Annotated in this window: 12 protein-coding genes; 7 read left to right on the top strand and 5 right to left on the bottom strand. The window is 64.1% G+C overall.

The annotated features are described in order from the left end of the window. Nucleotides 1-4 precede the first annotated feature (4 nt). Nucleotides 5-2,323 carry an NADP-dependent malic enzyme gene (locus RB623_RS28190; RefSeq protein ID WP_308060450.1) on the bottom strand — a complete coding sequence of 773 codons (2,319 nt, stop codon included), beginning with the start codon at nucleotides 2,321-2,323 and terminating at the stop codon, nucleotides 5-7. A gap of 62 nt (nucleotides 2,324-2,385) precedes the next feature. Beyond that, complete coding sequence (locus tag RB623_RS28185; protein ID WP_308060477.1) at nucleotides 2,386-3,165, bottom strand: SDR family oxidoreductase; 780 nt, start codon at nucleotides 3,163-3,165, stop codon at nucleotides 2,386-2,388. Between the two features lie 123 nt (nucleotides 3,166-3,288). On the opposite strand from RB623_RS28185, the gene RB623_RS28180 reads away from it, so the two are divergent. Both RB623_RS28180 and RB623_RS28175 read left to right on the top strand, forming a co-directional pair. Next, nucleotides 3,289-4,110 carry a UDP-2,3-diacylglucosamine diphosphatase gene (locus RB623_RS28180; RefSeq protein WP_308060476.1) on the top strand — a complete coding sequence of 274 codons (822 nt, stop codon included), beginning with the start codon at nucleotides 3,289-3,291 and terminating at the stop codon, nucleotides 4,108-4,110. Between the two features lie 426 nt (nucleotides 4,111-4,536). After that, nucleotides 4,537-5,736: an MFS transporter gene (locus RB623_RS28175; protein WP_308060449.1), complete on the top strand. Its 1,200-nt coding sequence runs from the start codon at nucleotides 4,537-4,539 to the stop codon at nucleotides 5,734-5,736. A 54-nt stretch (nucleotides 5,737-5,790) separates the two neighbouring features. On the opposite strand, the gene dgcA is transcribed toward RB623_RS28175, so the two are convergent. Together dgcA and RB623_RS28165 are read right to left on the bottom strand one after the other, a co-directional pair. Further along, the gene (gene dgcA, locus RB623_RS28170) at nucleotides 5,791-6,774 is read right to left on the bottom strand and encodes an N-acetyl-D-Glu racemase DgcA (protein WP_308060448.1); all 984 of its coding nucleotides are present in this window, start codon (nucleotides 6,772-6,774) and stop codon (nucleotides 5,791-5,793) included. Nucleotides 6,775-6,825: 51 nt separating this feature from the next. Beyond that, the gene (locus RB623_RS28165; protein ID WP_308060447.1) at nucleotides 6,826-8,238 is read right to left on the bottom strand and encodes a DUF1254 domain-containing protein; all 1,413 of its coding nucleotides are present in this window, start codon (nucleotides 8,236-8,238) and stop codon (nucleotides 6,826-6,828) included. Between the two features lie 330 nt (nucleotides 8,239-8,568). Between RB623_RS28165 and RB623_RS28160 the strand changes: the two genes are divergently transcribed. The 5 genes from RB623_RS28160 to RB623_RS28140 all read left to right on the top strand — a co-directional run bounded on the left by RB623_RS28160 (nucleotide 8,569) and on the right by RB623_RS28140 (nucleotide 13,198). Continuing rightward, the gene (locus RB623_RS28160; protein ID WP_308060446.1) at nucleotides 8,569-9,738 is read left to right on the top strand and encodes an ABC transporter permease; all 1,170 of its coding nucleotides are present in this window, start codon (nucleotides 8,569-8,571) and stop codon (nucleotides 9,736-9,738) included. Nucleotides 9,739-9,809: 71 nt separating this feature from the next. After that, the gene (locus tag RB623_RS28155) at nucleotides 9,810-10,634 is read left to right on the top strand and encodes an ABC transporter ATP-binding protein (protein WP_308060445.1); all 825 of its coding nucleotides are present in this window, start codon (nucleotides 9,810-9,812) and stop codon (nucleotides 10,632-10,634) included. A gap of 14 nt (nucleotides 10,635-10,648) precedes the next feature. Next, nucleotides 10,649-12,022, top strand: a complete 1,374-nt coding sequence (locus RB623_RS28150; protein ID WP_308060444.1) for an MlaD family protein — start codon at nucleotides 10,649-10,651, stop codon at nucleotides 12,020-12,022. 91 nt (nucleotides 12,023-12,113) lie between these two features. Next, nucleotides 12,114-12,710 carry an ABC-type transport auxiliary lipoprotein family protein gene (locus RB623_RS28145; RefSeq protein ID WP_308060443.1) on the top strand — a complete coding sequence of 199 codons (597 nt, stop codon included), beginning with the start codon at nucleotides 12,114-12,116 and terminating at the stop codon, nucleotides 12,708-12,710. A gap of 266 nt (nucleotides 12,711-12,976) precedes the next feature. Then, the gene (locus RB623_RS28140) at nucleotides 12,977-13,198 is read left to right on the top strand and encodes a hypothetical protein (protein WP_308060442.1); all 222 of its coding nucleotides are present in this window, start codon (nucleotides 12,977-12,979) and stop codon (nucleotides 13,196-13,198) included. A gap of 91 nt (nucleotides 13,199-13,289) precedes the next feature. Here RB623_RS28140 and RB623_RS28135 read toward each other — a convergent pair. Beyond that, nucleotides 13,290-13,806: hypothetical protein (locus tag RB623_RS28135; RefSeq protein WP_308060441.1), on the bottom strand; the 517-nt coding region annotated here is incomplete at its 5' end.

Here is a 13,806-nt window from a genome sequence, read left to right as displayed (position 1 = left end):
TGGCTCAGGCCGCTTCGGCCGTCTTTCGTTGCGCGGCCTCCACCACTGCCAGCGCCGTCATGTTGACGATGCCACGTGAGGTGACCGAAGGCGTAAGAATATGCGCTGGCCGGTCGGTGCCGAGCAGGATCGGTCCGACATGCAGGGCGTCCACCATCTGCTTGACCGTGGTCAGCGCGATGTTGGCGGCATCGAGATTCGGGAATACCAGCAGGTTCGCCTCGCCCTTCAGCCGCGAATGCGGATAGATGCGCTGGCGCAGCACTTCCGACAGCGCCGAATCGGCGTGCATCTCGCCGTCGCATTCGAGGTCCGGCGCGGTTTCGCGCAGGATTTCGGCGGCCCGGCGCATTTTGAGCGAGGTCGGTGCGTCGCGCGAGCCGAAATTGGAGAAGGATACGAGCGCTGCCTTCGGCTCGATGCCGAAACGCCTGATTTCTTCCGCCGCCAGCAAGGTCATCTCGGCGATCTCGTCGGCGGACGGGTCGATGGTGACATAGGTGTCGGTGAAAAACAGCACGCCCTTGCTGGAAATCAGCATGGACAGCGCCGAAAGGTCTCGGTCGCGCACCGTGGGCCGCGCGCCGATGATCAGCGACACATGGCGCAGATGCCGCTCGAAACGGCCTTCCAGCCCGCAGATCATGGCGTCGGCCTCGTCGCGCTTCACCGCCAGCGCCGCGATTACCGTGGTTTCGGTGCGCACCATGGTGCGCGCCGCCTCCTGGGTGACGCCGCGTCGGCCGGCGAGTTCGATCAGCATGTCGACATAGGCGCGGTAGCGCGGATCGTCTTCAGGGTTGATCAGCTCGAAATCCGTGCCAGGGCGGATACGCAGCCCGTAGCGCTTGAGGCGCACCTCCACGACGTTCGGGCGGCCGATCAGGGTCGGCTGGGCGATGCCCTCGTCGATCACCACCTGGGCGGCGCGCAGCACGCGCTCGTCCTCGCCGTCGGCATAGATGACGCGCTTGGTCGCTGCCGTCTTGGCGGTGGAAAACACCGGCTTCATCACCAGGCCGGAGCGGAAGACGAAGCGGTTCAGCCGGTCGATATAGGCCGGGAAATCGCTAATCGGGCGCGAGGCGACGCCGGTTTCGCAGGCCGCCTTGGCCACGGCCGGGGCGATGCGCAGGATCAGCCGGGGGTCGAAAGGCGAGGGGATCAGGAAATCGGGACCAAAGATCGGCGTCTCGCCGGAATAAGCACGGGCAGCGACGTCCGAAGGCTCCTCGCGGGCGAGCCCGGCGATGGCGCGCACGGCGGCCATCTTCATTTCCTCGTTGATCGCTCGGGCGCCGCAATCCAGCGCGCCGCGAAAGATGTAAGGAAAACACAATACGTTATTGACCTGATTGGGAAAATCCGAACGGCCGGTACAGATCATCGCGTCCGGCCGGGCGGCGCGCGCCACTTCCGGCATGATCTCAGGCGTCGGGTTTGCCAGCGCCAGGACTAGCGGTTTCGGCGCCATGTCCGCCAGCAGTTCGGGCTTCAGCACGCCGGCGGCCGACAGGCCGAGAAATACGTCCGCCCCCGGAATCACCTCCGCCAGGGTGCGGGCGTCGGTGTCCTTGACGTAAGGGTCCTTCCAGCGATCCATCTCTTCGACGCGCCCCTTGTGGGCGACGCCAAAACGGTCTGTGACCCAGATGTTCTCGACCTTCGCGCCCAGCGAAACCAGCAGGTTGAGGCAGGCGAGCGCGGCAGCGCCCGCGCCCGAGGTGACGATCTTCACGTCCTCGATCTTCTTGCCGGCGAATTCCAGCCCGTTGAGAACGGCAGCGCCGACGATGATCGCGGTGCCGTGCTGGTCGTCGTGGAACACCGGGATGCTCATGCGCGCCTTCAGCCGTTCCTCGACCTCGAAACATTCGGGCGCCTTTATGTCCTCGAGGTTGATGCCGCCGAACGTCGGCTCGAGCGCCGCCACCGTCTCGACCATGCGGTCGATCTCCGGCGCGTCGATCTCGATGTCGAACACGTCTATGCCCGCGAATTTCTTGAACAAAACGGCCTTGCCCTCCATCACCGGCTTGGAGGCGAGAGGGCCAATGTTGCCAAGCCCCAGCACGGCGCTGCCGTTGGAGACGACGCCGACGAGATTGGCGCGGCCGGTGTAGTCGGCGGCGGTGGCCGGATCGTCGCGGATGGCAAGGCAGGGCGCGGCCACGCCCGGCGAATAGGCGAGCGCCAGATCCCGCTGGTTTCCCAACGGTTTTGTTGCCTGGATTTCAAGCTTTCCGGGCGTGGGATATTTGTGGAAGAACAGGGCGGCCTGCTCCAGATCGGACTTGGCCGTGTGGTTGTCTTCGCCGCTCATGCCCGTGACCGCCGTTCCTCGAGTTCCTTCTAGCCGCCGCTAGGCGATGCAAATCACGCTTTTCAGAAAGCGCTCACATAAGTACCGCCGTCGACGGGAATGTTCTGCCCGGTCAGATAGCCGGCATGGACGGAGCATAGGAAGGCGCAGATCTGGCCGAATTCCTCCGGTGTCCCCAAGCGCTTCGCAGGTATGTCCGCCGCGAGTCGCTGCTTGCGCAGGCGCGCCGCCTCCGGATCTTCCGGTACGCCGGGCTCGTGCGGCCCGCGCAGCCGATCGGTGTCAAGTTTTCCCGGCAACATGTTGTTTATGGTGACGTTCTTGTCCGCCACCCCGCGCGCGATGCCGGCCAGGAACGAGGTCAGACCGGCGCGGGCAGCCGACGACAGGTCGAGTCCTTGCAGCGGCATATAGACCGATAGGGAAGTGATGTTGACGATGCGGCCGAAGCGGCGCGCCGCCATACCGTCGATGACAGCCTTGATCAACTCGAACGGCGCGACCATGTTGTTGGTGACGCCTTTCAGGATAGCTTCGCGGTCGAGCTCACGGAAATCGCGGAAGGGCGGGCCGCCGTTGTTGTTGACCAGAATGTCGGGATCCGGGCAGGCGGCGAGCAGCGCCTTCTGGACTGCAGGATCGGCGACATCGCCCGCGATTTCAATCACTTCGACATCGAAGCGGTTGCGAATTTCGGACGCGGTATCGGACAGAATCGCCGCGTTGCGGCCGTTGACGACCAGGTCGACGCCGTTCTCCGCCAACGCCAGGGCGCAGCCCTTTCCAAGTCCCTTGCTGGATGCGCAGACAATCGCTTTGCGCCCACGAATGCCCAGATCCATGCTGCTTACCCTCCATTCCAGTGGCGCGCACCCTATAGCGGGGCACGCCAAAACCGCAACCGTCATACGCGTGTTGCATGAATCTGGGCATTGGCGCGCATGCAGCAACAGGACCAGGCGGTCATGTCCGAAACAGCACCCCGCAGGTACCGGACACTTTTCATCTCCGACCTGCATCTCGGCTCGAAAGCGGCTAAGGCCGAGTTTTTGATCGACTTTTTGCGGCACCACGAGGCGGAGACGATTTACCTCGTCGGGGATATCGTCGACGGCTGGCGGCTGCGCCGGGCCTGGCACTGGCCGCAGGCGCACAACGACGTGGTGCAGAAGCTGCTGCGGCAGGCGCGCAAGGGCGTCAACATCTTCTATGTGGCTGGAAATCATGACGAATTTCTCCGGCAATTCCAGGGGACGCACTTCGGCGGGATCGTCGTCAGCGACCGGGCGATTCATGAAACGGCGGATGGAAAACGCTTCCTGGTGATCCACGGGGACCAATTCGACACCATCGTGCACAACGTTCGTTGGCTGGCCTATCTTGGTGATCGGGCTTACGATTTTGCCGTTTCGGTGAACCGGGTAGTGTTCCGGGTGCGGCGCACGCTCGGGCTGCCGTACTGGTCATTCTCGTCCTGGGCGAAGGTGAAGGTCAAGAAGGCAGTGAATTTCATTGGCGCTTTCCAGAAAGTTCTGAGTGAAGAGGCTCGCCGGTCGGAAGTCGATGGCGTGATATGCGGCCATATCCACCATGCATTGATCGAAAGATTTGAAGACGTTACTTACATAAACACGGGAGATTGGGTGGAAAGCTGCACGGCTGTGGTCGAACATTTCGACGGATCTCTGGAAATATTACGTTGGCCGCATGTGCTGGTGGTTGCGCCGACGGGCACCGGATTCAAACCGCGCGTCATTGAAGGGGGTGCGGTCGTGGAGGCGGCCTGACCCCGATGGCCTAAGTCATTGAAATCCAAGGCGTCCCGGAGCCGCGCGAACTCGCGTGAAGTCCGGAAGTTGAAGCGATTTCAATAGCCTAGCAGGATGATGCCCCGGAAATCGCGCGGCAGGCTTCTTTTTCACCGCTTTTTTCGGCCCGCGCGCTTGGTTTTCGCATGAGAAGGTTTCCCGGCAGAGCATTTTTCGTTGCGGCGCGGTTGCGAGAGACCACTGCTCGCGGAGGAAGCGGAGGAGTTTCTCCCGGAAGGCGAGGGCCCTTGCTTCGCGACACCGGCGTGGCCATTCCGCCACAGCGGTTATGGAGTTGGTCCTCAAGCCAATCATCCGTTGGGCGGCTTCCGGCCGGCATGCTATGGCCGAGGCATCCGGAGCGGCCGTTCGGCCCAAATCTCCGGCCGGACGTTGCCCTGAAAAATGCCCCTGCCAGCGCTTTCTCCCGAACAACGCGTCAAGCCGCGACATTTCGAGCTTCGGATATCGCTGATCTTCGCGGCCATCTTCGTGCCGCAGGCCATCCACCTTCCGTATTTCCCGCTCTGGCTGGAAGGCAACGGTTTTGGCGCCGAGGAGATCGCGGTGATTCTGTCGGCACCGATGTTCCTGCGCGTGGTGACCACGCCGTTCATCACCGCCATGGCCGACGAGGCGAAGGACCGCGCCAATGTGCTGATCCTGCTGGCCGCGTCCGCCCTTTTGGCTTCGCTGGGTTTTTTCCTCAAGCCGACCTACCTGGTCGTGCTTGCGGTCTCGCTGGCGCTGGCGGTGGCGTGGACGCCGCATTCGCCGCTCGCCGATTCGCTGGCGCTGTCAGGTGTCCGGCGTTTCGGTTCGAACTATACGCGCATGCGCATCTGGGGTTCGTTCGCCTTCCTGTGCGGCAATCTCGGCGGCGGGGTTATCCTGTCGCTGACCAGCGAGCAGGCGGTGCCGGCGATCATCTCGGCCTCGCTGGTGGTGACGCTGCTGGTCTCGTTGCTGGCGCCGAGGCTAGGCCGACCGCGAAAGGCCTCGCCGCTGTCGGCGGTGGATATCCAGGACGCCGGACCGAAGCTGCTCAACCGCTATTTCGTGCTGGTCGTCGGCGGCGCAGGCCTCATCAATGGCAGCCACGCCTTCCTTTACAGTTTCGTTTCGATCTACTGGAAGTCGATCGGCGTCGGCGACACGACGGTGGGGTTGCTGTGGGCCTGGGCGGTCGCGGCCGAAGTGCTGATGTTCCTGTTCTTCACGCGTGTGTTCTCGCGGCGCCCGGCGACTTTTCTGCTGGCGCTGGCCGGCGCAGGCGCGGTGCTGCGATGGCTGGCCTTTCCGCTGATCTGGCCTTCGGGAATCGGCGTCGCCGGCTTCTTCGCGATCCAGTCGCTGCATGCTTTCTCGACCGCCTTGATCCTGATCGGCGTGCAGAAACTCATCGTCGAGACGGTGCCGGAGGAGCGGACGGGTGCGGCGCAAGGCATCGCCTTCTTCGCCACCGGCTTTTCGATGGCAGCCTTCACCCTGCTGTCAGGACCGCTCTACGCGGCTTTCGGCGTGTTCGGCTTTTGGGCGATGATCGCCGTCGCGGCGGCCGGCATGGTGCTGTTGGGGATGGTGCGCCGGCCAACGGCTTCTTGAAAGCGGCGGGCAGTTGCCGTGAGGAGCGGCGCCGACCCGTCACGTCAAGAAAGTTCACCCCCACAACTCCGGGCGGGGCGGTGAGACCAGCGAGCCCGAATAGGCGAGTCCCGGCTCGCGGTCCTTCGCCAGCAGCAGCGGACCGTCGAGGTCGACGAAATCGGCGCCCTGCGCCAGCAGAACCGCCGGCGCCATGCCGAGCGAGGTGCCGACCATGCATCCGACCATAATCGAAAAACCGAGCTGTTTTGCCCGGTCGCGCAGGACGAGGGCGGCGGTGAGGCCGCCGGTCTTGTCGAGCTTGATGTTGACCGCATCGTAAAGGCCGGCAAGCGATTCGAGATCGTCGGCCGTGTGCAGGCTTTCGTCGGCGCAGACCGGCACCGGTCGGGCGATGCGGGCGAGCGCAAAATCCTTGCCGGCGGGCAGGGGCTGCTCGACCAGCACGACGCCGAGGCGGGCGGCGGCGGCGAGGTTGTCGGCGAGGTTTTCTTCCGTCCAGCCCTCGTTGGCGTCGAGGATGATGCGGCTTTGCGGCGCCGCCGCGATGACCGCCGCGATGCGGTCGAGGTCGCCGTCGCCGCCGATCTTGACCTTCAGCAGCGGACGATCGGCATTGGCACGGGCCTGCGCGGCCATTTTTTCCGGCGTGTCGAGCGACAGCGTATAAGCCGTCACCAGCGGCTGTGGCACGGCTATGCCGAGCGCCGATGCGGCTGAGACGCCGCGCTGCTTGGCCCCAAGATCCCAGAGCGCGCAGTCGACGGCATTGCGCGCCGCCCCCGGCGGCATCAGCGACAGCAGATCCTGCCGATCCATGCCGGCCTCGATTTCCCGACGCGCCGATTCGATCGCCGCGAGCACGCCGTCGATGCTCTCGCCGTAGCGGCGGTAGGGCACGCACTCGCCGCGCCCTGCATGGGAGCCATCGCGAATCGTGCAGCAGATGACTTCGGCTTCCGTCTTGGAGCCGCGCGAGATGGTGAAGGCGCCAGCGATCGGAAAACGTTCGGCCTCGACCGAAAGGACACGCGCCATGACTTTTCGGCTCCCGGTATGTGTGTGCCGCCGCGCTTTACTCGATATCCGTCACGCCGGTGTTACCGCTGGCGGCACCCAGACCTGATCAATGATCGGTTGCTTCGGGACGTAAGTCCGCAGCGCCAGGTGGAAGGCCCCCTGGGCCGGCGACGGAAGCCAGTTCGCGCGTTCGGAGGGATCGCTCGGTGCATCGGGCTGGATGTAGATGGTAAGACTGCCGTCAGCACCCTTGGTCAGACCGGCCGTGCGGTCTCCTATGGCGTAGCGCATGGTGTCGGTGGGCACGAAGTTGTTGTCGGGACCATACATGGTCACGGACCAGAACTCGTTGACGGGCGGCAGATTGTCGGCTTTGAACTGCATGGAGTACCGGCGACCGCCTACGAGCGGTTGGCCTTGAACATCGCTGAATGTGAACAGATAGACGGCTTCATCGGGATCGTTCGAGATGATGCCACCAAGACACTGACCCGCGGCACGGACAATGAAATCGCCATAGAGCCCGGCGCTGCCGAACGTCTTGGGCGGATACATCCAGTCATTGACCATCTTGGATTTGTAGGCGCCGGTCGCGAGCATGGCGTTGAGCATCGGGCGCGCCGTTGCCGCCGCGCGCGCCAGACCTTGCCTGGTCGGTTCGGGCAGCTTGTCGATGCTTTCGGCGGTGAAAGCCGGGCCAATGCCGATCTCGCCGAAGAGGCGCACCAGATCGGCATCGCGATCCTTCGGAAGAGGGTTTTCCGCCCATGCCCGGTTGATCGTTCGCCAGTCGCCCAACGGATCGTTCGCCGTATCATACGGCTTGAAGACGTCGCGTCCCTCGGGGATCTGCGGGTCCAGTTGGCCCCAAAGGGCCAGCGGAATCATGCGGTATTGATCCTGCAACTTGTTGACCGCCGCGACATCAGCTTCATCATTCACAAGCGTGCGGCCGAAGACGAGCGCAAAGCGAGTCGGGGACTGGAACGAGCTCTTGATGTCCGGCGGAAGGCTGCCGCTCCATCCCGGCGGCAGGATTGCGAAAGCCCCGGCCGCCCCGCCGGTCGTCCGCTTGCCGACATAGGCAAAATTGTCCGAAAACATGTCGGCGATCTCGAAGGTGAAGTATCGATCCCCCATGTCGGGATGCGTGAGGGCGACCGGGCCTTGGCGGAGATCCAGCCACCCCCAAGAATAGAGGGTGTCCTGGTTCGGCGAGCCTCCGGAGGTGTAGTTGATGTGGTTGGCGAGAACCTTCTTGTGGTGGAAATGATTGAGCGAGGCATAGAAGCTGGAGTCCGGGACGTTCGTCCACTCGTAGCGCAGCTTGCTCAGATAGGTGAGCGGGAAGGCGTAGACATAGGCCTGCACGCCCAGCGTGTAGGCGTATTCCTCGCGCCAATCGTTCGTAGCGACGGTCGTTGGGGTCTGTGCATAGGCAGTGCCGCCATTTGGTGAAACTGCGAGGTCGAATGCGGTCAAGACACCGGCTCCCGACGCAGCGACTAGCGTGGCGCCGGCACCGCCGCCAATAAGATTGCGTCTGGTTGTCTTGAATCCGTACACGGCGTCTATCTCCCGGCTGGAAGCGTTTTTGACAGAACGGGCGCTAGCCTATCACGCCAATATTTCAACTCCAGAGTGGCGCAAGCGATGGAGTGGTGGACGCATCGGCGTGATGAAGGCGCCAGCGATCGGGAAACTTTCGGCCTCGACCAAAAGGACACGCGGCATGATTTTCTGCTCCCGGTATGTGTGTGCCGCCGCGCGGCAAAGTGACAGGCTTCGATTCCGCCGCTAAGACTTTGAACAATGTTGTTCAATCGCTCCAGACAAACAAGGCGTTCCGAGGGCCAGCCGGCGGTCGAGCAGGCCGACGAGAACGGGCGGCACGTGCTGCGCCTGTCTGGCCGCTGGACGACACGCACCATTGCCGACGTCGACGAGGAGATGACGCAGTTTGCCGGCGATGCCGCCAGCAATCCCGTCGCACTCGACCTTTCGGGTATCGAGCGCATGGACACGGCAGGCGCCTGGCGGATCGGCCGGTTCATCGACCAGGCCAGCGCCAAGGGCGCGGACGTCTCGCTGGAAGGCCAGACGCAGGCCATGGACGTGCTGCTGACCGCCATCCGGGAAGCCTCCGCCCAGAAACGTCTGGATGCGCCCGCCCGCCCAAACCTCGCCATTCGCGGGCTGGAGACCCTCGGCCGCGCCGTCTATTCCGCCCGCGACGACTTCTTCGCGGCGATGAACATCCTGGGCGCCACCATACGCGGCGGCCAGATGAAGATCGGCCGCGGCCACGGGGTCAATCTCGCCGCCATCTTCAACCAGATCGACCGCATGGGCGTCGGCGCCATTCCGGTCATCCTGCTGATGTCGACCATCGTCGGCGCCATCGTGGCGCAGCAGGGCGCCTTCCAGTTGCGGTACTTCGGCGCCGACATCTTTGTCGTCGATCTCGTCGGTATCCTGGTGCTGCGCGAGCTCGGCGTGCTGATGACCGCCATCATGATCGCCGGCCGCTCGGGCAGCGCGATCACCGCCGAGATCGGCTCGATGAAGATGCGCGAGGAGGTCGACGCGCTGACCGTCATCGGCCTCAATCCGGTCGGCGTATTGGTGTTTCCGCGGCTGGTGGCACTGGTGATCGCGCTGCCGTGCCTTACCATCATCGCCAACTTCGCCGCGATCGCAGGGGCCATCGGCATCACCTGGGCCTATTCCGGCATCGCGCCGGAAGCGTTTCTCGACCGGCTGCGCCAGGCCGTCGACGTCGGCACCTTCCTCGTCGGCATGATCAAGGCGCCGTTCATGGCGATGATCATCGGCATCGTCGCCTCCGTCGAGGGGCTGAAGGTTGGCGGCAGCGCCGAATCGCTCGGGCTGCACGTCACCGCCGCGGTGGTGAAATCCATCTTCATCGTCGTCATTCTCGACGGCGCGTTTGCTATCTTCTTCGCGCAGATCAATTTCTGAAAGATGTTCGAGAATGCGTGATGGCGGGTTGCAGATGATGATTTTCGCGCTTCGGGCGCCAGGTCGCTGAGATGAACAGCCAGACCGCCGAGCAACCGACAGGCCATGCCCGCATCGCCGGTCAGAAGGGTGACATCATCCTGTCGGCGCGCGGCGTCACCGTTGGCTTCGGCGACAAGATCGTGCTGGAAAAGCTCGACCTCGACATCAGGCGCGGTGAGATACTCGGCTTCGTCGGCGCCTCGGGCGGAGGCAAATCGGTGCTTCTGCGGACAGTGCTCGGGCTCAACAAGAAGCGGGCCGGCACGATTCGACTGTTCGGCATCGACGTTGACGAGGCCAGCGAGGAAGAGCGCATGCGGATCGACATGCGCATGGGCGTGCTGTTCCAGCAGGGCGCGCTGTTTTCGGCGCTGACGGTGCTGGAGAACATCCAGGTGCCGATGCGCGAATATCTCGACCTGCCGCAATCGCTGATGGACGAACTTGCCTATCTGAAGATCGAGCTGGTCGGCCTGCCGCCCGACGCCGCGCCGAAATTCCCGTCCGAACTGTCGGGCGGCATGATCAAGCGCGCGGCACTTGCCCGGGCGCTGGCGCTCGACCCCGACCTGGTCTTCCTCGACGAGCCGACCTCCGGCCTCGATCCGATCGGCGCGGCCGAGTTCGACGAACTGGTGGCCAAGCTGCGCGACACGATGGGGCTGACGGTCTACATGGTTACGCACGACCTCGACAGCCTGTTCTCGGTCTGCGACCGTGTCGCTGTGCTCGGCAAGAAGAGGGTGCTGGTGGAAGGAACGATCGAGGACATGCTCGCCAGCGACGAGCCGTGGGTAATGTCGTATTTTCGCGGAAAACGTGCACGGCAACTTGATCTTGCCGCAAGGAAGTAGAAACACGGGTCTGGATGGAAACGAGAGCCAACTACGTCGTCGTCGGCATTTTCACCCTGGTGGCCATTTTGGCCGCCTTCGCCTTCGTCTATTGGATGGCGGCGTTCGGCAACCGGGGGGAGGTCGCTTTGTTGCGCGTGCGCATTCCGGGATCCGCATCCGGGCTGGCCACCGGCAGCGGCGTGTTCTTCAACGGCGTCAAGGTCGGTGACGTGCGGCGCGTCTATATCGACACGACCAATCCGAGCGTCGCCATCGCCGATACGCAGGTCGACCGGCTGACGCCGATCACCCGATCGACCAAGGCCGTCATCGGCATCGCCGGTCTCACCGGCCAGGCGACGCTGGAGATCAAGGGCAGCGACACGCAGGAGCCCAACCTGTTCGACGAGGCCGAGAACGACGGCACCGTGGCCGAAATCACCGCCGATCCGTCGGCGGTGACCAACCTGCTGGAAAAGGCGCAGGATATCGCCAACCGCGCCGACAGCGTGCTCACCGATCTCGAAGGCTTCACCAGCGACGCCCGTACGCCGCTGACCGAGACCGTCCAGAACATCCAGAAATTTTCGGGAGCGCTGGCGCGCAATTCCGACGGCGTCGACAAGTTCCTCGACAGCGTCTCGAAACTCTCAGGCGAACTCGCCGGCGTTTCCGGAAAGCTGGACGGCACGCTGAAGGCCGCCGAGGACATATTGAAGGCGGTCGATCCGAAGAAGGTGCAGTCAGTGGTCGACAATGTCGACAAGTTCACCGCCGATCTCGCCAAGACCAGCGCGCAATTCGACGAAACGGTGCGCGAGGTGCGCGAGACGGTGGCCTCGATCAACGATTTCGCCACGAAGACGCAAGCCACGCTCGGCAAGGTGGACGGCATACTGGACGGCGTCGACCCGGCAAAGGTACGCAGCGCGCTCTCCAACATCGAGCAGGCGAGCCGCTCGGCCAACACGGCGGCCGCCGACGTGGAAAAGATCACCCAGAAATTCGCCAACAGGTCCGACGAGATCGACCGCATGATCGGCGACGCCTCGGAAATGATACGCCGCTTGAACCAGGCGTCGGTACGCGTCGACGGCGTGCTGGCCAAGGTGGACAGCCTGCTCGGTTCCGACAATGCCGAGAGCCTGATCACCAACGCCAACGACACGCTGAAGGGTTTCAGGCAGGTCGCCGACACGCTGAACGCCAAGCTCGGCACCATCACCGACGGGCTTGCGCGGTTCTCGGGGCAGGGGCTGCGCGACGCCGAGGCGCTGATCCGCGACAGCCGCCGCTCGATCGACCGGATCGAGCGGGCGATCACCGACCTGGAGCGCAACCCGCAGCGCATCATTACCGGTGGAGATGGTACGGTCAGGCAGTATGACGGCCGGGTCCGGCGTTGACTTCGCGCCCGGCGCACCGCAAGAGAGTCGGGGGGCGAACGGGGATCGTCCGGCAAGTTTTTCTGTTTCGATTGAGCGGGTTGCCTTTTCCTTGAAGCTTCTCAGCCTGTCATCCGCGCTGCTGTCCGTCGCCGTCTCGCTGAGCGGCTGCGCGCTGCTGGGCGCGGGAGCGCCGCCGCTCGACACCTACGACCTTTCGGCGCCGGACGCGCCGGAGGCGCGCGGCCGCAGCAACACGCAGATCCTGATCGCCGAGCCCGGCGCGCTGAAGGCCCTTGACGGGCAGAACATCGTCATCAGAACCGGGCCCGGCGCGATCCAGTTCCTCAAGGGCGCGCAATGGGCCGACAGGCTGCCGCTGGTGGTGCAGGCAAAACTCGCGCAGTCGTTCCAGGCCGCAGGCGGGTTTTCGGGCGTCGGCACACCGGGCGAGGGGCTGGCGATCGACTACCAGGTGGTCTGCGAAATCCGCGCCTTCGAGGTGCGGGTGGGTGCGGGCAATCAGGCGCATGTCGAGATCTATGCGCGGGTGCTCAACGACCGCAACGGCACGGTACGCGCGGCAAAGGTGTTCCGGGCATCCTCGCCGGTCTCCGGCAGCGGCAACGACGCCTTTGTGCGCGGCCTCGACGCGGCATTCGGCACGGTCGGAGCGGAGATCGTGGACTGGGTCGACGCCCAGATCTGAGGCCTCGTATCCGGTGGCTCCCACGGAGCATCGCGCAATGGCCGGAAACCGGCTTCACCACGGAAGTCGGATTCAGTCGAAGATCGGGGCTTGACTGCCCAATTTGCCCATGGACGGCAATTCGCCGCTTGTCATCAAGGTCTTCTGTCCGCGTTATCTCCGATAACCTTAGCGTTCTTGAAGTGATCGCAATTTTGTTGTTTGGCGAAACGAAATCTTAACCGCCGGACTATAGTTATGCTTGGGCGTCCGTCGGGTTTCCAGACATGATCGACAAGACCGCGTCCGGCGAAGAGAGCGTTTCGCGACAGAACTGGGTCGCCTGGACGTTCAACTTCTTCTACCCGCCGACAATCGCCGTGCTCGGCGTCATCGTCATCTCCCGCTATTACGACCTGCCCATCGCCGGCAACATCGGCAAGGAGCTGTCGTCCCTGATCCGCGGCACGGTGCTGCTGCTTCTTGTGTGGTGGAACAGCCTGTTTTGACGGCTTGGCCCGTGCGTTCCGGCGGCGGCTGAAGCCTGCAAAAAAGGAAAGGCGGACCTCGGTCCGCCTTCGTTTCCGTTTCGGCGCCGCTCTATCGCAGCCGGCCGGCGGCGTGGGCGAGCATGGTGAAGACCTTGCCGGTCTCCGAGGTCAGGTAGGTTTCCGACATCCGGTTGTCGCGGTCGTTGCGGGCGACGTCTTTCAACAGTTTCTCGAAATCTTCGCAATAGCGATCGACGGCCACCCGGAATTCGGGGTCGGCGCGGTATTTGCGGCTGATCTCGTCGAAGGTCTGCTGACCCTTCAGCGTGTAGAGGCGGCGGGTGAACACGTCGCGCTCGCCGCGCCGGTAGCGCCGCCACAGCTCGATCGCCGCGTCGTGGTCGATGGAGCGGGCGATGTCGACGGAGAGCGTGCTGAGCGAGGCGGCGGCCTTGGACGGGACTTGCGCTTCGAGGCGCGGCGGCTGCACGGCGACCTCGCCCTCGTCCTCCTCGCCGCGCGAGGCGCCGGTGAGCAGGTCGCGGACCCAGGCGCCGGTGCGCGGACGCGGCTCCGGTTCACGCGCCCGCGGCGGTTCGGCGCGCGGAGCAGGGGGCGGCTCGGGC

The organism is Mesorhizobium sp. LHD-90, assembly GCF_030929505.1.
Lineage (GTDB): Bacteria > Pseudomonadota > Alphaproteobacteria > Rhizobiales > Rhizobiaceae > Kumtagia.
This window is presented reverse-complemented; position numbering and strand designations above follow the sequence as displayed.

Bases quoted from the DNA above. Each gene is read 5' to 3' on its own strand.
- RB623_RS28185 (WP_308060477.1), bottom strand. From the start codon at position 3,165: ATGGATCTGGGCATTCGTGGGCGCAAAGCGATTGTCTGCGCATCCAGC.
- RB623_RS28150 (WP_308060444.1), top strand. From the start codon at position 10,649: ATGGAAACGAGAGCCAACTACGTCGTCGTCGGCATTTTCACCCTGGTG.
- dgcA (WP_308060448.1), bottom strand. From the start codon at position 6,774: ATGGCGCGTGTCCTTTCGGTCGAGGCCGAACGTTTTCCGATCGCTGGC.
- RB623_RS28155 (WP_308060445.1), top strand. From the start codon at position 9,810: ATGAACAGCCAGACCGCCGAGCAACCGACAGGCCATGCCCGCATCGCC.
- RB623_RS28175 (WP_308060449.1), top strand. From the start codon at position 4,537: ATGCCCCTGCCAGCGCTTTCTCCCGAACAACGCGTCAAGCCGCGACAT.
- RB623_RS28140 (WP_308060442.1), top strand. From the start codon at position 12,977: ATGATCGACAAGACCGCGTCCGGCGAAGAGAGCGTTTCGCGACAGAAC.
- RB623_RS28160 (WP_308060446.1), top strand. From the start codon at position 8,569: ATGTTGTTCAATCGCTCCAGACAAACAAGGCGTTCCGAGGGCCAGCCG.
- RB623_RS28180 (WP_308060476.1), top strand. From the start codon at position 3,289: ATGTCCGAAACAGCACCCCGCAGGTACCGGACACTTTTCATCTCCGAC.
- RB623_RS28190 (WP_308060450.1), bottom strand. From the start codon at position 2,323: ATGAGCGGCGAAGACAACCACACGGCCAAGTCCGATCTGGAGCAGGCC.